The following is a 17616-nucleotide window of genomic DNA, read 5'->3' as shown; positions in this document are numbered from 1 at the left end:
GGTTCGGAGCGTTCAGAGGAAAACGGTCATCTTGGACAATGGTAGCCTGAAGGTGCGCCGCCTGTCGAGTGACGATAATACTGCCTTGGCATGACAGGTTGTGCTCCCCCCTTTTGGGGCAGAACAACCCTCAGGTCACCGGCCAGCTGACCGGCGGCCTGAGGGTCCGGGATCGGGCAGGTTCACGCACCGGTTTACTCCCGGGGCGCGCCCTGGGCGATCCAATCGCGCAGCAGGATGTACTCGGAACGGGCCAGCTGACCGGGATGCCCTTCCTGCAGCAGTTGCAGCAGGTAGCTCTTACCCGGTTCGCCGGGGACGATCACCGGCCCGATGGTGCTGCCGGCCAGCAGGCCGTCGTAATCGGTCAGCCGTAGCCCGAGGGCTGGATCGGTCTCACCGTGGCACTCGCCACAGCGCCGGGTCAGGATCGGCTGGATGGTGGCGTAGGTCAGGCGGGTCTCCTCGCCTTCCGCCGGGGGCAGGACTGCGCCCTCCTCCGTCTCCGGTGCGCCGCTGGCGATCCACTCGCGCAGCAGGGCCATCTGCTCATCGGTGAGGCGGGCGAAATGCCCCTCCTCCAGCACCTCGATGATCAGGCTATTCTGCACGTCGCCGGGCGTGACCGCCGGGCCGCTGCGCCCGCCAGCCATCAGCGTGGCGTATTCGGTCACGTTCAGGCCACGAGTGGGATCGTCCGGGCCATGACACTCGCCACAGGTCTCGGCCAGGATGGGCTGGATGGCCTGGTAGGTGGCAGCGACGGCGGCGAGCGGCTGGCCTTCCGGCGCACCATTGGCTACCCACGCCCGCAGCAGTTCAAGCTGGGCGGTGGTCAGCGCGCCAAAGTGCCCCGCGCCGAGCACGGCAAAGATACGACTGCCTTCCACATCCCCCGGCACCAGCACCGGCCCGTTCCGGCTACCGGCCAGCAAGGCCGCGTAATCGGTCACCTGCAGCCCGGCGGTGGGATTGCTGCCGTGGCACTCACCGCACTCAGCCTGCAGCACCGGGCGCAGGTCCTGGTAGGTCAGCGCCTCCGGCAGCACACCGCCAGGGATTTCGACCCCCGGTGCTTCCTGTAACAGGCCCATCTCCAGGGCCAGCGCCGGCGCATCAAACCCGGCGAACTTCCAGCGCACACCGTGGCAGGCGCTGTTGGAGCAAAAGCTCGTATCGCTCGTCCCGCCGGGGTTTTCCACCGTGTGGCAATTGGCGCAGCTACGGTCAAATTCGTTGTGGTGGCGGCTGATCCAGGTGCTATCCAGGTGCGATTCTGGCTCCAGGCCGGTAGCCAGCGGCATGACCGGCTCAATATCGGTCGGCCTGACCACCAGCGGGATGGAATGGCACAGGTTGCACTCCAGCCGCACAGCTTCGCCTGCGGCGTTGAAATGCTGGCCATCATGGCAACGGAAGCACCCCGGCCAGTCGCGGTGACCGATGTTATCCGGGTGGGTTTGCCAGTTCAGTTCCTGCTCCACATAGTTGTTGGCCGTCCACAGTTCGTCAAGAACCTGGACGGTCTGCGCCACCTGATCGGCGTTCTGTTCGTAAAAGGCCGGGTACAGGTCGCGGTAGTAGTCGTGGAGCGTCTCAAAGGCGGTGCGGGCTTCTTCCGCCGATTCGTACGGCTGGCCAAGCAGAGTCTCGGCCATATAGCGGATGTTCGGCACGCTGCGGGGGATATCCCCCCGGTTGAGGGCGCTATCGACCAGCTGGCGCGGCGGCTCGATCAGGTGAGAGATGCGATTATGGCAGGTCATGCAGTCCATCTGCTTGATCTCGTATTGATCGAGATTCGCCAGGTCGATGTCGGCGTCCTGCGCGACATACTCCGTGGTCGTGCCGTCGGCGGCGGTGACGCGCACCCAGGGGATCTCCTGATCCAGTTCATCGGTGGCGATGTACTCGATCGGGTTTTCCACATGCCAGTGGATGCCAAAGCCCAGCCCTTCACGGGCGCTGCCGCCGCCAGTGTGCATCAGCAGGTAGATCGAATAGGGCGTGTTCTCCTCATTCTGGCGGAAGTGCTTCTGCTCGCGCAGGCTGTCATCGGAGAACTTCGCCGGGAAGTGGCATAGTTCGCAGGTTTCACGGGCGGGGCGCATGCTGCTAACCCGGATCGGGTACTCGTAGCTGCTGGTCAGCGTCGCCCAGAGCAGGCGCATATGCCCGACCTTGCGGTAGGCCTGCTGGATGATCAGGCCGCGCCCGATGTGGCAATCCACACAGAGCACGCGGGCGTGGGGTGAAACCAGATACGTCTGGTATTCGGGCGGCATGGTATGGCAGGTTTCACCGCAAAAAGGGACCGAATTGGAATATTCCCAGACGGGTGGGATGGCCAGCAGCACCACCACGAGGAATGCGCCCACGCCCAGGTACGGCAGGGCGCGGCGGCGGGCAAGCTGGCCTTCTGGAGATGGTGCAAACAAACGGCGGAGTCGGTTCATAAGCGGTTGCCCTTCCGGCAGGGAAGCCAGGTGTCGGCGCAGGCGTCTGTGCAGGCAGTGGCGGGTCCTGGGGGGCGCTTCACGGCGCAAGGTGCCGGGAAGGTCTGCCCCCGGGCCGGGCAGCCCGAGGGCAGACGATACTCAGGATGGGTTAGGACGATCCGGCGCCTACTTGGGCGGCAGGATCGTGGCCCCCGGCACCGGCGAGCCGGTCAGCTTTTCGTAGCTGAGCTGCAGCAGCGCCACCGTGTAACGCAGGTTGTGCACCGCCGCACCGCCGCCACGGGAGAACTTCAGGTTGTAGACCGCGGCATACAGGTCGGCGCCAGCCCCTTCGGGGAACTGGAAGTACGGGTACGAGGGCAATACCACCACCCCACGGGCTTCCAGTTCTGCCTGCAGGACGGCCTGCAACCCGGCGACCTCGTCCTGGTTGGTCTCGATCGTCCCGTCGCCGTCATAGTCGCGGCGGGCCTCAAAGGCAAAGCTGGTCGCGCCGTCATGGCACTGCTGGCAGATGGCGACGTTCTCCGTGCCGTCCACCGGGCTGACCATGGCGAAGGTATGCTGGCCAACCGTCTGATGGCCGGGCAGCGGGTTACCATCGGCATCCATGCCGGGCGTCGGCCCCATGTGGCAGCCGATGCAGGAGTCTTCGACCACGCGGCCATGGGTGCTGGTCGGCAGGGTCTCGCCCCAGGTGTAACCACCGGTGGCGTTCATCAGCTCAGCCGCGGTCGAGTAGTGCGGCGTGCTGAAGCGCCCACCACTGGCCAGACCATCGATCACGGCCACCGGATTGGTGCGCGCGTTATGGCAGCTCATGCAGGTCGCCGCTGGCCCCGCTGAACCGACCTCAGTGCCATCCGGCAGGGTGACCGAGTCGAAGACGCGCAGCTGGTTGGGGTTGCTGGCGTCATGCGGGTCGTGGCAGACCGCGCAGGTGATCACCTGGTAGTCCACACGCTGCTCTTCCGCCGGCAGGCCAGCCGCCCAGTCGATGTAACCGGCGCCGCTATGGCAGCGGACGCAGGCGGCATGATCTTCACCAATCGGATACCAGAAGGCTTCGGCATTCTTCTGAGCGTGGCCGCTCAGTTCCCACTGCTGCGGGAAGACATGGTACGGCTCTTCCGCATGGCACTGGGCGCAAACGCCGTAGTCCAGACCGCGCGAGATCATGGGATCGCGGCGGGTAGCCTCAAAGACGTGCAGGTAACCGGGGCCGTGGCAGCTTTCGCACTGGATGTTGGCCAGGCCAGCCACCTGCGGGAACTCCGCCACCATGGCGTCCCAGTTGCCTTCCTTCAGTTCCGCCGGGAAGGACCAACCGGCTTCGCGGGCAACATCATCAAAGCCGCCATTAACGGCTTCCGGCCGGTTGTTGAAGCCGGTGGTGTGGCAGCTGATGCAGTTGGGACCATAGTGATCGCTGGCCTTGCCATCGATCGCGCGGGTGAACATATCCGCGTGGCCAGTGGCGCTCCAGGCGGCGACAACATCCTCATGGCAGTCCACACACTGATCTTCGGCTTCCTGCGGGCCTTCCAGGTAGCCATTGCCCACATAGGTGGTCGCCAGAACCGACCAGGTCGTCTCGGCGGTGTTGCCATTGGCGTCCGTGGCAGTCAGGGTGAGCAGGTATTCGCCCTCAACATCGGCCAGGAAGATTGCCACCGTGCCCTCGACCAACTCAGCAGCGGAGCCATCCGGCGCTTCCAGGCTCCAGTCAAACGTGAAGCCCTCGACCGCCGGGGCCGGTTGGACGAAATCTTCGATGGTATGCACCATCATGTTAGGGTAGATGCCATAGGGGAGGATGAGGGCCTGCATTGGCTCCGCAGCGGGGTCCTCGCCAGCAGCTACAGCGTAGGCTTCACCGGCCACATACGAGCCAACGCCCACGACCCGGCTGGCCGTGGTGATGATCGGGACTTCCTCCGGTTCCTCGCCGCCCTGGCCGACCACAGCCAGCGCGCCGAATGCCAGCAGCAGAAGGAGTACGCCTGCCGTGACAAATATCTTGCGTGGTAACATAGACAAAGTTCCCCCCTTGTCTAATGTCACACCTGTCCATTGGTGCGAACGGTTAACGATGCCTCAACGAAAACGTTACGATGGTCAGGATAGGTGTACACTATTTGGGTTCGGTCACCTCCTTTTCTGTGCGGATAACGTAGCAAATTCTTACTGGTGCAGCATACCAGCCATTTTAGCACAGTTTTCTCATTTTGCACTCATCCAGTTCTCAGCCAGGACTAAACTCCCAGGATAGGAATCCGGCCCGGTGTGGCGCGCCCTTCACACCGGGCCGGCCCGTGTTCAGTTGATCTCGACCCGGCTCAGGTAAGCCCGGCGGGCGCTGACATCGGTCACCGTGCCGGTGATCGTCAGCATCCCCCGCAGCCGGATGTCCTCCGACGAGCTGCCGACCATGATCTCGATCGTGCCTGGTTCCACCACAAAGTGCATATCTGCGTCGTAAAAGGCCAGCAGGGCCGTATCCAGCGTGAAGGTGACCGTCTTGCGCTCCCCCGGCTGGAGCGTCACGCGGGCGAAGCCCTTCAGTTCTTTGACCGGACGGGTGACACTGGCCACTGTATCCCGCACGTAAAGCTGCACCACCTCATCGCCGGTGCGCGGCCCGGTGTTGTGCACCTCCACACGGACGGTGAATGTCCCCCCTGCCGGGACCTGTTCCGGCTCGATGCGCAGGGAGTCATAGGCGAAGGTGGTATAGCTCAGGCCGTACCCGAAGGGGAAGAGTGGCGCAGGGCTGCCGTCGCGGTAATCGCCGTACCAGTGGGAGCGCCCGCCGGAAGGCTTGTGATTGTAGTAAACCGGCACCTGGCCCACATGATGCGGCAGCGAGACGGGCAGCCGACCCGCTGGATTGACCGCCCCGAACAGCACATCAGCCACTGCCGCTCCGCCTTCCTCGCCCGGCAGCCAGGCCTCCACAATGGCCGGGATATGCGCGGCGATCCAGGGCAGGGCCAGTGGACGGCCATTGATCAGCACGACGATGGTCGGCGTGCCGGTTGCCGCCACCGCCTCCACCAGTTGTTGCTGGACACCAGGCAGGCCGAGATCAAGGCGATCCACGGCTTCGCCGCTGGTGCAATCGGGCGTCAGGCCAGCTTTGTCGCCGACGACAACCACGACCACATCAGCGGCCCGTGCCGCGGCAACCGCCTCTGCAAAGCCATCAGTAGCCGGATCGGTCACGCCGCAACCCGGCGCGTAGAGCACGCGGGTGCCTTCCGCCACTGCCGCCCTGATCCCATCCAGCACGGTAACCATCGGGACAAAATAGTCCTCGTAGGCCAGGCCAGGCTCGTTGGCCCAGGGCAGCGCGGGAACCGCGCCGGGCGTGCCCTCCTCCTGGCGCGACATCACCTCCAGATGGCCGGGGTAGTGATAATCGCCCTGCAGCAGGCGGATGCTATCCGCGGCGGGGCCGATCACAGCGATCGCGCCGAGCGTCCGCGGCAGCGGCAACAGACCGCCTTCGTTCTTGAGCAAGACAATCGACTCGGCGGCGGCGCGGCGAGCCAGGGCGCGCTGGGCAGGAGTATCAAAGACGGTCGCGGCGGCCCCGGCGTCTGCGTACGGATGCTCAAACAGCCCCAGGCGGAACTTCAGGCGCAGCATGTTGGTCACGGCGGCATCCACCAGCGCCATGTCGATCCGGCCCGCCGCCAGCGCCTCCTGCAGCGGCTGACCGTAGCAGTCGCTGGCCGGAAGTTCGCAATCCATCCCGGCCTGCAGGGCCAGACGGGCAGCTTCCGCCCGGTCGGCGGCCACATGGTGGTAGGTCGCCAGGTTCACGATGGCGTTGTAATCGGAGACGATAGCGCCATCAAAGCCCAATTCGCCGCGCAGCAGGTCAATCAGCAGCGGGCGGGAACAACCGCAGGGTAACCCATCCAGTTCGTGGTAGCCGTTCATGATCGTCGCCAGCCCGGCCTCTTTGATGGCGACTTCAAACGGGCGGACATAAACCTCGCGCAGTTCGCGGGGCGGGATGTGCGCCGGCGCCCAGTTCATGCCGCCTTCAGAAGCTCCGTAGCCAACGAAGTGCTTGCCCGTCGCGGCGATGCCCCGCCGCAGGTCGTCGCTCTGCAGGCCGCGCACATAAGCTGCGCCCATGGCGCTCACCAGGTAAGGGTCTTCACCCAGCGTTTCTTCCGTGCGGCCCCAGCGCGGGTCGCGGGCGATGTCCAGCACGGGCGCCAGGGCGTGACGCGCCCCGACCGCCAGCAACTGCTGGCGAATCACATCCGCGATCTGGGTGGCCAACACCGGATTCCAGGTAGCGGCCAGGCCGATGGCCTGCGGGAAACACGTTGCGCCGCGGGCCAGGTACCCGGCCAGGCTTTCCTCGTGGACAATGGCCGGGATGCCCAGGCGAGTCTGTTCAACCAGGTAGCGCTGGAGAGCGTTGATGAAGGCGGCAACCTCACCGGGCAGGAGGGAAGTCGCGCCACCAACCCGGGTGACCTGGCCGATGCCGTGCGCCAGCGGGCCGCGGGCGCGCTCCGCCGAAAACTGGCGACCTTCCATCAGTTCGCGCGACCAGACACAGCCAATCTGGGCCAGCTTTTCTTCCAGCGTCATACGGCCCAGCAGGTCGGCGGCGCGCTCGTCCGGCGACCGCGCCGGGTCCAGGTAGAGAGGAGTCTCAGGGGACACGCGTTTTTCTCCTTCGCTTCAGGTCAGGCGTCATCACAATGCGGGGTTCCCCGCCCTGGCAGGAATCATACACCAGCGGCGGCAAGGTGGGAGCAGAAACGCCGCCCAGCCAGGATGATCACGGCCGGGGGTGGGACCGCCCGCGCAAAAACAGACGGGACGCCCCCTGCCGGGACGTCCCGTTGTGTTCACGCTGTAGCAGCGCCCCGCGTCATAGTTCCAGCGAGGCAAAGAGCAGGTTGTTTTCGTCCGGTTCCGCAGAAACCTTGAAACCGAGCTTATTCAGCAAGCGCAACATACCTGTGTTATCCGGGGAGACCAGCGCCACCAGGCGGCTGAGCTTTTCATCGCGGGCGATGCCGATCAGACGTCTGAGCAGTTCGGAGCCGAGGCCCTTGCCCTGGTAGATGTCGGTGATGATCATGGCGAAGCGGGCTTCATCCGTGCCGTGCAATTTGCTCAGGCGGGCTACCCCCAGGATGGTCGGCTCCCGACCAGTGGTCGTTTCCGCCACCAGCGCGATCTCGCGGTCGTAGTCATTGAAGCAGATACGCGACAGGCGGCTGTGAGCGATGCGCTGGTTGAGATTCATCAACTGCAGGTAGCGCAGGTAAACCGTACGCTCGGAGAGCGACTCATGGAACTTGGCGATCAATGGCTCGTCTTCCGGGCGGATGGGCCGGATCATGATCTGTTCGCCGCCGTTCGATTGCCAGGGCTGGACATACTGGTACGGATAGGGGCGGATGGCCAGCTTGGGCAACTGATCTTCCGTGATCTCCGGGTCGTGCAGGACAATCCGCGCATCCAGCGCAATCAGGTGCTCCGGGGAAGCCAGCAGCGGGTTGATGTCGGTCTCCTTGATCCATTTTTGCTCGGTGATGAGCTGGCTGTAACGGACAAGCAATTCTGCCAGAGCATCAATATCGACCGGCGGCTGGCCGCGAACACCCTTGAGAGCGGTGAAGATCTTGGTCTTTTCCATCATGCGCCGGGCCAGGGTATTGGTTAGCGGAGGCAGGCCCAGAGCGCTGTCTTTGTAGACTTCCACCAGCGAGCCGCCGGTGCCGAAGAGCATCACCGGTCCAAACTGCGGGTCGATGGTGCTGCCGATGATGACCTCATAGCCGCTCAGTTTGACCATCGGCTGGACGGTTACACCCAGGAAGTCCTCCTTGCGGGCGCGGGTATAGACGGCGTCGCGGATGCTCTCGTAAGCCTCGCGCACGGCGTCGGCGTTCTGGATGTTCAGCTTGACACCGCCGACATCGGTCTTATGGGTGATCGTCTCCGAGTGAATCTTGACGACTACGGGGTAGCCCAGTTCCTCGGCAGCCTTGACGGCGTCGTCAGCCGTGGGGCAGACGCGGATTGGGATGGTCGAAATGCCGTAGTAGGCCAGAATCTGCTTGGATTCCGCCTCGGTCAGGATAGTGCGTCCCTGTGCGCGGGCGGCTTCGATGATCTTCGCGGCACTGGCCCGGTCGGGTGCATCTTTGCCAGTGGTGGCAAAGGAGAACGTCGGCGTCTCATAGAGGACGTTCAGGTTGTCGCTGTACTTCCACAGGTAGGAGAAAGCGCGCGCAGCGGCGTCGGGATACTCAAAGGTGGAGATGCCAGCCCGGTTGAGGATATCCTCACCGGCGGCAATACTGGCCCCGCCCATCCAGCTCGCCAGCACGGGCTTGCCCTCGATACTGGCATAAGGTCTGAGCGCCTCGGCAGTGCGGGTGGGATCGGTCATATCCTGCGGGGTGAGGATGACCAGCAGGCCGTCCGCGTTCTCGTCATGGCCGGCGATTTCCAGCGTGCGGGCGTAACGTTCCGGTTCAGCATCACCCAGCACGTCGATCGGGTTATTGTGGCTCCAGGCGGCGGGCAGGAAGGCGTTCAGTTCCGCCATCGTCGCCTCGGAGATTTCGGTCAGCTTGCCGCCGCTGGTGATCAGGGCATCGGTCGCCAGCACGCCAGGGCCACCCGCATTGGTGACGATGGTCAGGTGCGGACCGCGCGGGCGCGGTTGCTTGGCGAGCGTCTCGGCCATGGCGAATAGCTCGGCGATGTCGTTGACACGCACCACGCCACAGCGTTCAAAGGCCGCATCAAGCACGTCGTCAGAGCCGGTCAACGAACCGGTATGGGAAGCCGCAGCCTTGGCGGCGGCGGCGGTACGACCCGGTTTGATGACCACGATCGGCTTGGTGATGGCGACTTCACGGGCAGCGGAGAGGAACGAACGGGCGTCGCCGATCGTCTCCATGTAGATCACGATCGCGCCGGTGCGCGGGTCGTCGCCCAGGTAGTAGATCAGGTCACCCCAGTTGACATCCAGCATCGAGCCGATCGATACAAAATGGCTGAAGCCGACGTTCTCCTGCAGGCTCCAGTCCAGCACAGCGGTACACAGCGCGCCGCTCTGGCTGATGAAGCCGATGTTGCCAGGGCGGGCCATCCCGGCAGCAAAGGTAGCGTTCAGACCACTGACGGGACTCATCACACCCAGGCAGTTCGGGCCGATGATGCGCATCCCACTACTGCGTGCGATCTTGAGGATCTCCTGCTCCAGGGCTGCGCCCGCCGCACCGGTTTCCTTAAAACCAGCGGAGATGATGATCGCACCGGGGATGCCCAGGTCAGCGCATTCCTGAATCAGGGCGGGGATGGTCGGCGCCGGGGTGACGATCACCGCCAGATCAATCTTCTCCGGCACGGATTTGACGTCCGGATAGGCGCGGATGCCCAGCACACTGTTACGCTTGGGGTTGACCGGGAAGACAGTCCCACCAAAGGGGCTGCTGATCAGGTTCCACAGGATGGTACGGCCCACGCTGCCCACGCGCTCGCTGGCGCCGATCACGGCCACATTGCGCGGGGCAAAGATGGAATCCAGGGCCTTGCGGCCACGACCGCGGTAAATCAGGTCGCCGGTGGGGTCAATCACCGGTTCGGCAATATGGTTGCTGGTCAACTCCGCCATGATACAGCCTTTCCTTCGGGTGTTCCCGGAGCATGCAAATCAGGCAGGCGCGGCGTTCCGCGCCGCCTGGGATATTGATATGCGCGCTGAGCAGCGGTGTACTGCTCTTCAAAAGATTGTAGCCACAGTTCTGGCCTCTGTTGTATGCCGAAGATCATACCCCAGGGCGGCCCAATGTCCCGATGCTCCCGGTGCGGCGGCACACAGGAAGCGCGGCTGCAACGCCGGCTTCGCCGCTTGTGGTACGCGCCGGCGGCAGTTGCCCTTAGCGAGCGCCCAAGATACAATGCGGGTGGTCTGAAGATGCGCGATGTAACCGGGAGGGGCGACAGTGGGGCACTGGCCTGACAAATACGTGATCGGCCTCACGGGCAATCTGGCGATGGGCAAGAGCCTGGTGCGCCGTATGCTGGAGCACCTGGGCGCGTATTCCCTGGACGTCGGCGGGCTGGCCTACCAGGCGATGGCACCCGGCGCGCCCGCCTACAAACCGGCCATCCAGATGTTCGGCCTGTGGATCCTGGATGCTGAAAAACGCGTTGACCGGGCCAAGCTGGATGCCGTGGCGTTCTCCCACCCGGAGGCGCTGCGCCGCCGCGAGGCGCTCACCCAGCCGCTGATCAGCCGCGCGCTGGATACATTGATTGGACGCGCCCGCCACCGGGTGGTCGTCGTCGAAGCTATCGACCTGCTGGAAGGTTATCTGGCCGACAAGGTAGACGCGATCTGGGTCGTCAATGCCTCCCCGGAAAACCAGATCGCCCGCCTGGTCAGCAGCGGCCTTTCCGAATGGGAAGCCCGCAAGCGCATCGAACTGCAGAACCCCCAGGCCGACAAGCTCAGCCGGGCTACTGTGGTGATCCAGAACGACGGCACACCGGAACAGACCTGGGCGATCGTCCAGGCGGAATGGAACCGGCTGGGCGCTCAACTGGGCTTCGCTCAGGCTCCGGAGGAAGCGAAAACCATCCCGGTGATGGTCCCACCTGTCGCCGGCAAACTGGACATCAAGGAAGTCGCGATCAGGCGCGGGATGCCCCGCAATGCTGAGGAAATCGCCGCCCTGCTGACCCAGCTGACCGGTAGGCCGCATACCCGCATGGACGTGATGACGGCTTTCGGCCAGAAGAGCTATATGCTGGCCCAGGCCGACGGCCAGAATGTTGGCATCATCAGCTTCCAGGTGGAAAACCTGGTCACCCGCGTCGACCAGATTCTCGTCCGCCCGGACGCCCTGATTCCGGCAGTGGTCACCGGTCTGATCGAAGCGGTGGAATCCTCCTCACGGGAACTGCAGAGCGAGATCGGCTTCCTGTTCCTGCCGCAGAATACGCCCAAAGCCATGCTGGAGATCCTGACCAGCCTGGGCTACACGCTCCGCACGCTGGAGCAGATCAAAGTCCCGGCCTGGCGGGAAGCGGCGCGGGAAAGCCAGCCGCCCAATACGGTGATTTACGCCAAGCAACTGCGCGCTGAGCGGGTGCTCAAGCCGCTATGATGAGGAACACACGTATGATGCAAGACCTGTGGAAGCGTTTGCCAGGGTCGGCCTGGGCGCAGGCCCATCCCCGCCTGACCGCCTGGATTGTGCTTGCGCTGGGCATGGTCATCCTGCTGGCCATTGAGGCGCGGGATGTCGGCCTGTTGCCCGGCCAGTGGATTGCCCTGATCGTAGCGACCGTGCTGGTAGCCGGCGCCTGTATCTGGATCATCACCTGGGACGACGAAGAAGACGAAGATGCCGCTTAGCCCTCCGGCAGGCGTTCCGGCGGATCTGGGGCGGGTACTAGTCGCACTGTAACTCCAGCGTAAAATCGCCTTCCAGGATGATGTATTGCTGCTGCTGCTGGGTGATCCGGCTCTGCAGGGCCGCGCTCAGGATGTACAAACCGGTATCTTCCGGCTGAGCGTTAAGCACCTGCGTGAAATCATCCACAGGCTCGCCGATGGCAATCACCCGGTCTGCCGGAGAGAGCAACTCCAGCGTGACGTCCGGCGGGGCTGCATCTTTCGATTCAGCCAGCCGCAGGATGGCGTTGATCCGTGTCCCGCCTGTAGCGAAGAAAGCAAAGCGAGCCTCCGGGCTATCCCGGTTGAAGGTTCCCTCAATTGCCCGGTCACAGGAGATCGGCTTAACCCCACAATCGACTGTCAGTGCATACAGGCCGCTGGTGTTCCCCTCCGCCAGGCCGGCTCGCGTTGTGGTGACCAGGTACATCCCATCCCTGGGCAGGACATAAACCAGACGGGCATTGGTCCCGTCGCCGCTGTCATCGTCCTGGATCAGCACTTCTTCGGACTCATTACGCAGGATCAGCGCCGGGTCCAGGCCTCCCGCCCCACTCTGCTGATCCATAGCGATCAGCACGGTCTGGCCCGCTTCCCCCTGGAAGAGCCAGTGTTCCTGCCAGTGGTTGCTATCCAGTGAGCCGCTGGCCTGCGTGCCACAGCTCAGGATGTGCGCGGCATCGACCGTTTCCGCCAGCGGTCGGCCTGGTACAGCCTCCCCGCCTGCCAGCAGCGTCTGAATGGCTTTGTTGAGATCAGGTAAGATGATCGCCAGCAGCACCCCGCCCACCCCAACGATCACCAGCGCCGCCAGCGCCAGCGGCCAGCGGCTGCGCCCCCGCCGGGGCGCGGGTTCGGGGCGAGGGGTGGAGACGCGCGGCGCTGTTTGCGCTGTGGCGGCGGGCGCTGATCGCTGCGGGGCGCGCGCCGGCGTCGCCGATGCGGTCCTGATCTGCTCGATCAGGCGCCGCATATCCCGCGAGAAGTCCGGGTCATCGCGGACGATAGCCGCGTTGCGATAGGCCAGGTTGACCAGATCGGGCGGCAGGTCAGCCGGAGCAGGCATGGCCGCCCCGCTGACCAGCACCGGCACCACCAGCACATTCTGGCGCGCCAGACCGGCGGCCACCTCAATGCGGACGAAGTCATGCGGGTCATCGATCCGGCGCCGGCCCTGTTCGTCGGTCAGGCGCAGCCATTGCGGGCCGATAATGACCAGCAGCACGTCGCACCCGCCTACTTCATTCTGCAACACCCGGCGGAAATCCACACCGACCGGAATGTCATCGACATCCTTGAAGACGTGGTCGTCGCCAAAGGCGCGGACCAGGTGATCGTAAATGCGGCCGGTAATGGTGATACTGTCCGCCCGGCGGTAGGAGATGAAAACGCGCGGCATGGCTGCACCTCGGAAGTTAGGCCGTCTTTAAGAGTATCGTAGCACGTCTGCGCGGTGATGTAAAAGATCAGGGGGCCGGGAGGCCGGGCGGTCAGGAAAACGCCCGCAGCACGGTTGCGTCCGCGCGGACTGGCTGCGAACCCATTGCGATCCCCGGCATGTTGGGGAGAGCAGTAGCGGCGCACGCCGGAGGCACCGCTTCAGGATGCCGCCAGCAGCCGACTGACGCTGGCGATCAGCACGTTATCCTGCCCTGGCAGGACGGTGCGCGGGTCCAGCAGGACGCAGTCATCCTGGATGCGGGCGATGATCGGCAACGGCTCGGCGCGCAGGGCAGCGGCCAGCGCATCCGGCCTGGCCACATCCAGCGCCAGCACGAACGTTGGCAGCGTCTCGCCGGGCAGACTGCCGCCGCCGACAGCGCTTTCCGCTGCGATCACGCGCCCGGCTCCGATCCGCCGCCGCCAGCGCATCGCCCGCCGCTGAATGGCCACCGCGGGTGTGCTGATCATGCGCCAGACCGGGATATCCACCAGCGCTGTGCCGCGCCGGTAACTTTCCAGCGTGGCCACCAGCCCGGCCAGCCCCAGCTTGTCCATACGCACAGCCCGGGCCAGGGGGTGTTTCTTGAGCGCGGCGACGAGATCGGCCCGCCCGACGATGATCCCCGCCTGTGGCCCGCCCAGCAGCTTATCCCCGCTGAAGCATACCAGGTCGCAGCCCGCCGCCAGCGCCTCCTGGACGGTTGGCTCATGGGCCAGGCCAAAGGCCGCCGTGTCCAGCAGCGCCCCGCTGCCCAGATCGTTGACCAGCAGCAGCCCGTGCTGGTGGGCCAGCGCGGCCAGATCGGCCAGCGGCGGCTGTTCCGTGAAGCCGATCTGCTTGAAGTTGGAAGCGTGAACGGCCATGATCAGGGCGCTATCGACGGAGATAGCGGCCTGGTAATCGGCCAGCGTGGTGCGGTTGGTGGTGCCCACCTCGACCAGCGTCGCCCCGGATTGAGCCATCACCTCCGGGACACGGAAGCCGCCGCCGATCTGGACGAGTTGCCCCCGGCTGATCAAGGCTCCCCGCCCGCGGGCAAAGGCCAGCAGCACCAGCAACACCCCCGCCGCATTGTTGTTGACGACCAGCGCCGCTTCCGCCCCGGTGACTTCGCAGACGATGCGCTCCGCATGGCGGTCGCGATGCCCGCGCTGGCCTACTTCCAGGTCATATTCGAGCGTGGCATAGCCCGTCGCCACGTCGTGAATAGCAGCCAGGGCGGCATCGCTGAGCGGCGCGCGACCCAGGTTGGTGTGCAGGATGACTCCGGTGGCGTTGATCACCGGGCGCAGTGTCGGAGCGGCCTGGCGGGAGAGCAGATCGGCGGCGCTATTCAGCAGGCTGGCCGCGTCAGGAGCATCCCCCCCGGCCCGGATTGCTTCCCGCGCCAGGTTTAACGTTTCCCGCAACGCCCTGACCAGTGGCTCCCGCCCGTACAGGGCTTCCAGCGTCGCGGCGGTAGCGGTATTGAGCAGGGCGTCTACGGCGGGCAGGGCGCGCAGCCGGCGATTCAGCGTGTCAGTCATGGTTCGGTCTCGTCAGTAGGCAGCCAGAGCGCCCGCCGGCACAGGCCGGAGCGCGGGCGCTCAGCGGCCGGTTGCCCGTTTGAGCAGATCAAACCAGAACGGCGCGCCCTGCATCACCGCCACCGTCGTCAGGATCAGGCCGCCGATTTTTTCCAGCCAGAGCTGCAGCCAGTACGGGCTGTTGCCGGGCACAAAGTTCCACAGGTTGCGCGAATCGTGCAGCGGGTCAAGCGCCGCCAGCGGCTGGTCGGTGGCGTCAACCGCGTCCACCGTCCAGCCGATCGGCAGCCGCAACTCCAGGAACTGGCTCATCGTCTGCCGGGCGATGGCAAAGGAGTCCTGCACCGTTCCCGGATCGGCGGCAGTCAGATCGGTTTCGCTCAGGGTAGCGCCGGCGGCGGCGACGGTCGCCTGGCGCAGCACCGGGTCATTCCACAGCGCGCGGCCCACGGCCAGCGTATCCACATTGAGCAGGATGGCCAGCAGCGCCCCAACCACCAGCGAGAAGAATTGCATCCGCCGCCGGTACAGCTCGCTCAACCGGTTAAGCGTGGTATTGAACCAGTCGGTCAGCTTGAGCTTGGCGTCAGGCAGCGAACGCGCCGTCGCCAGCACCTGTTCCAGCCGGCGACGCAGGTTAGGATCGCTGATCGGCTCCAGCAGGCGGTCAACCAGGGCGCTGTTATGCAGTTGTTCCAGGTATTCCAGCGCCTCTCCGCTGCCCGCCAGGATATCCACAAGCACCTCGGCCAGCTTGTCGGCGGTGATGTTCTTGACCATATCACCGTGCATCAATGCCTGGATGGTCGGGTGCGCCAGAAGACGGGTGCGAACCTCCGGGTCGCTGACCAGCCGACCCAGTTCGGCCACGAAATACTCGCCGCGCACATCCAGCAGGTTCTTGATGATGTTGTTAATCTGGGAGACGAGCAGGCTCATCAACATGTAGACTAGGATCAGCCCCACGCCTACCTCAATAATCGACGATCCCATATCCCCTCCGCCTTGTCTGGCCGGGATACCGACAACCATCCGCCAGTGTAGGATCGGCGCCTGCAAATGTCAATCGGAGCAGGAGGCCAGGAGGCTGCGCTACTGCCCATTGCCCGCGGCCACGGGTGCAGCGCAGCCGGATCGCTGGCAGTCTTGGCCACCGGAGGGCAATCCTGCTGCTCACATCGACCCGGAGCGCGTTATAATCAATACTGTACAAAAAACCAGCAGGGCAAATCACCGCGCCCTGAGGCGCGCCGTGGCGGCAGGTTCCGCTGCTTGTAGACAAGGGGGTTGTACGATGTCACGCCCATTCAAAAAGCTGTTTGGTTTTGGCCCGTGGCGCAAAGGCGCGGACCTGGTGGACGTGATCCGGAGGCAGGGCGTTGAGCGGTTCAATGCGGCACGGGCCAAGAATCCTACCTGGCGGCCGGATTTCAGCGGCGCTTCGCTGGCCGGGATGGACCTCACGTATGCCAATCTCAAAGCGGCCAATCTGGTTGGCGCGGACCTTGAGGGCGTCACAGTGGATAATCTGAAGCTGAGTGACGAACGGGCACGCCGTACGCTGGCCCGGCGCGGCGCGATCGTCGAGTGACCGCCCTATCTCCCCATCCGGGGAATCAAAACCGCCGGAACAGTGCCGGCGGTTTTGATTCGGCGGCGGGTAGCGAGATTACTTGATCTCGACCACCGCGCCTTCGGCCTCCAGCTTGGCCTTGGCGTCTTCGGCGGCTTCCTTGCTGACCGCTTCCAGCACGGTCGCCGGGGCGCTGTCCACCAGGTCCTTGGCTTCCTTGAGGCCCAGGTTGGTGAAGGAGCGGACGGCCTTGATGACGTTGATCTTCTTGGGGCCAACATCCTTGAGGATGACGGTGAATTCGGTCTGCTCTTCCTCAGGCTCGGCTTCCGCGGCGGGGGCAGCGGCGACCATACCGGGCATCATCATGGGCATGCCGGCAGCGGCGGTGACGCCCCACTTTTCCTCAAGCATCTTCTTGAGTTCGGCGGCTTCCAGAAGGGTCAGGCCGCTGAGTTCCTCGACGATCTTTTCCAGGTTAGCCATTGCAGAATTCCTTTCCTCGTCCAGCATTCAGGTGGATAAGCGATGGGTCATGATTCCCCGGCCAGCAGGCTAGGCTGCCTCGGCCTGGGAGTCTTCCTTGGCCGCATAGGCGGCGATCACGTTGAGTACCTGGGTCGCGCCACTGTTGATCACACCGACCAGGCCGGAGGCCGGGGCGATGATCAGCCCGATCAGTTGCGCACGCATTTCCGGAAGGGTCGGCAGCTTGGAGAGCAGATCGACACCGTTAGCGTCGTAAATCTGGCCTTCCACCAGCGCGCCCTTGATCTGGAATAGTTCCAGGCCCTTCTGGAACTCCAGCACCGCTTTGGCCGTCGCCGCAATGTTCTGGCGGGCAAAAGCCACCGCAACCGGCCCCTTGAGCAGCTCTTCCGGCACAGGCAGCCCGACCTGTTCGAGCGCCAGACGGAAGAGGGTGTTCTTGGTGACCACGAAGGTGCTGTCCAGCTCGCGCAACTTCTCCCGCAGGGCATTGAAGTTAGCCATGATCATGCCGTTGTTGGCGGCGATCACAACCCCCTGCGATTCCCTGAGCAACTCAACATACCGCGCGACCAATTCCTCCTTCTTATTCCTGGAGATAGGCATTGATCGGTCCTGCCTCCTTTCAAAAGTGGAACTGATCGATCCCGGCTGCCGCCAAACAAAAC

Annotated in this window: 12 protein-coding genes; 3 read left to right on the top strand and 9 right to left on the bottom strand. The window is 64.4% G+C overall.

The window, feature by feature from the left end; genetic code table 11:
* Nucleotides 1-194 precede the first annotated feature (194 nt).
* The 4 genes from HPY64_13230 to HPY64_13215 form a co-directional block, all read right to left on the bottom strand.
* Complete coding sequence (locus HPY64_13230; protein NPV68098.1) at nt 195-2456, bottom strand: hypothetical protein; 2262 nt, start codon at nt 2454-2456, stop codon at nt 195-197.
* Between the two features lie 168 nt (nt 2457-2624).
* Nucleotides 2625-4493: a hypothetical protein gene (locus HPY64_13225; GenBank protein ID NPV68097.1), complete on the bottom strand. Its 1869-nt coding sequence runs from the start codon at nt 4491-4493 to the stop codon at nt 2625-2627.
* A 285-nt stretch (nt 4494-4778) separates the two neighbouring features.
* Nucleotides 4779-7076, bottom strand: a complete 2298-nt coding sequence (locus tag HPY64_13220; GenBank protein NPV68096.1) for a beta-glucosidase — start codon at nt 7074-7076, stop codon at nt 4779-4781.
* Between the two features lie 286 nt (nt 7077-7362).
* On the bottom strand, nt 7363-10128 hold the full coding sequence (locus HPY64_13215) for a bifunctional acetate--CoA ligase family protein/GNAT family N-acetyltransferase (protein NPV68095.1): 2766 nt from the start codon (nt 10126-10128) through the stop codon (nt 7363-7365).
* A 331-nt stretch (nt 10129-10459) separates the two neighbouring features.
* On the opposite strand from HPY64_13215, the gene coaE reads away from it, so the two are divergent.
* Both coaE and HPY64_13205 read left to right on the top strand, forming a co-directional pair.
* Nucleotides 10460-11626, top strand: a complete 1167-nt coding sequence (gene coaE, locus HPY64_13210; protein NPV68094.1) for a dephospho-CoA kinase — start codon at nt 10460-10462, stop codon at nt 11624-11626.
* Between the two features lie 14 nt (nt 11627-11640).
* Entirely contained in the window at nt 11641-11877 is a 237-nt protein-coding gene (locus HPY64_13205; GenBank protein ID NPV68093.1) for a hypothetical protein, read from the top strand.
* A 37-nt stretch (nt 11878-11914) separates the two neighbouring features.
* On the opposite strand, the gene HPY64_13200 is transcribed toward HPY64_13205, so the two are convergent.
* The 3 genes from HPY64_13200 to HPY64_13190 all read right to left on the bottom strand — a co-directional run bounded on the left by HPY64_13200 (nt 11915) and on the right by HPY64_13190 (nt 15879).
* Nucleotides 11915-13315: a toll/interleukin-1 receptor domain-containing protein gene (locus HPY64_13200; GenBank protein NPV68092.1), complete on the bottom strand. Its 1401-nt coding sequence runs from the start codon at nt 13313-13315 to the stop codon at nt 11915-11917.
* A 200-nt stretch (nt 13316-13515) separates the two neighbouring features.
* Nucleotides 13516-14886 carry an L-seryl-tRNA(Sec) selenium transferase gene (locus tag HPY64_13195; GenBank protein NPV68091.1) on the bottom strand — a complete coding sequence of 457 codons (1371 nt, stop codon included), beginning with the start codon at nt 14884-14886 and terminating at the stop codon, nt 13516-13518.
* A 60-nt stretch (nt 14887-14946) separates the two neighbouring features.
* Entirely contained in the window at nt 14947-15879 is a 933-nt protein-coding gene (locus HPY64_13190) for a hypothetical protein (GenBank protein ID NPV68090.1), read from the bottom strand.
* A gap of 301 nt (nt 15880-16180) precedes the next feature.
* Between HPY64_13190 and HPY64_13185 the strand changes: the two genes are divergently transcribed.
* A complete protein-coding gene (locus HPY64_13185; GenBank protein NPV68089.1) occupies nt 16181-16477 on the top strand; it encodes a pentapeptide repeat-containing protein in 297 nt (98 codons plus the stop codon).
* A 78-nt stretch (nt 16478-16555) separates the two neighbouring features.
* On the opposite strand, the gene rplL is transcribed toward HPY64_13185, so the two are convergent.
* Nucleotides 16556-16945 carry a 50S ribosomal protein L7/L12 gene (gene rplL / locus HPY64_13180; protein ID NPV68088.1) on the bottom strand — a complete coding sequence of 130 codons (390 nt, stop codon included), beginning with the start codon at nt 16943-16945 and terminating at the stop codon, nt 16556-16558.
* 69 nt (nt 16946-17014) lie between these two features.
* The gene (locus HPY64_13175) at nt 17015-17554 is read right to left on the bottom strand and encodes a 50S ribosomal protein L10 (protein ID NPV68087.1); all 540 of its coding nucleotides are present in this window, start codon (nt 17552-17554) and stop codon (nt 17015-17017) included.
* Nucleotides 17555-17616: the final 62 nt, after the last annotated feature.

It is taken from the genome of Anaerolineae bacterium, assembly GCA_013178165.1.
In the GTDB taxonomy this organism is placed as follows: domain Bacteria; phylum Chloroflexota; class Anaerolineae; order Aggregatilineales; family Ch27; genus Ch27.
This window is presented reverse-complemented; position numbering and strand designations above follow the sequence as displayed.

Coding starts and splice junctions, on each gene's coding strand:
- HPY64_13190 (NPV68090.1), bottom strand. CDS start 15,879: ATGGGATCGTCGATTATTGAGGTAGGCGTGGGGCTGATCCTAGTCTAC.
- HPY64_13225 (NPV68097.1), bottom strand. CDS start 4,493: ATGTTACCACGCAAGATATTTGTCACGGCAGGCGTACTCCTTCTGCTG.
- HPY64_13230 (NPV68098.1), bottom strand. CDS start 2,456: ATGAACCGACTCCGCCGTTTGTTTGCACCATCTCCAGAAGGCCAGCTT.
- rplL (NPV68088.1), bottom strand. CDS start 16,945: ATGGCTAACCTGGAAAAGATCGTCGAGGAACTCAGCGGCCTGACCCTT.
- HPY64_13175 (NPV68087.1), bottom strand. CDS start 17,554: ATGCCTATCTCCAGGAATAAGAAGGAGGAATTGGTCGCGCGGTATGTT.
- HPY64_13220 (NPV68096.1), bottom strand. CDS start 7,076: ATGACGCTGGAAGAAAAGCTGGCCCAGATTGGCTGTGTCTGGTCGCGC.
- HPY64_13195 (NPV68091.1), bottom strand. CDS start 14,886: ATGACTGACACGCTGAATCGCCGGCTGCGCGCCCTGCCCGCCGTAGAC.
- HPY64_13185 (NPV68089.1), top strand. CDS start 16,181: ATGTCACGCCCATTCAAAAAGCTGTTTGGTTTTGGCCCGTGGCGCAAA.
- HPY64_13205 (NPV68093.1), top strand. CDS start 11,641: ATGATGCAAGACCTGTGGAAGCGTTTGCCAGGGTCGGCCTGGGCGCAG.
- HPY64_13215 (NPV68095.1), bottom strand. CDS start 10,128: ATGGCGGAGTTGACCAGCAACCATATTGCCGAACCGGTGATTGACCCC.
- HPY64_13200 (NPV68092.1), bottom strand. CDS start 13,315: ATGCCGCGCGTTTTCATCTCCTACCGCCGGGCGGACAGTATCACCATT.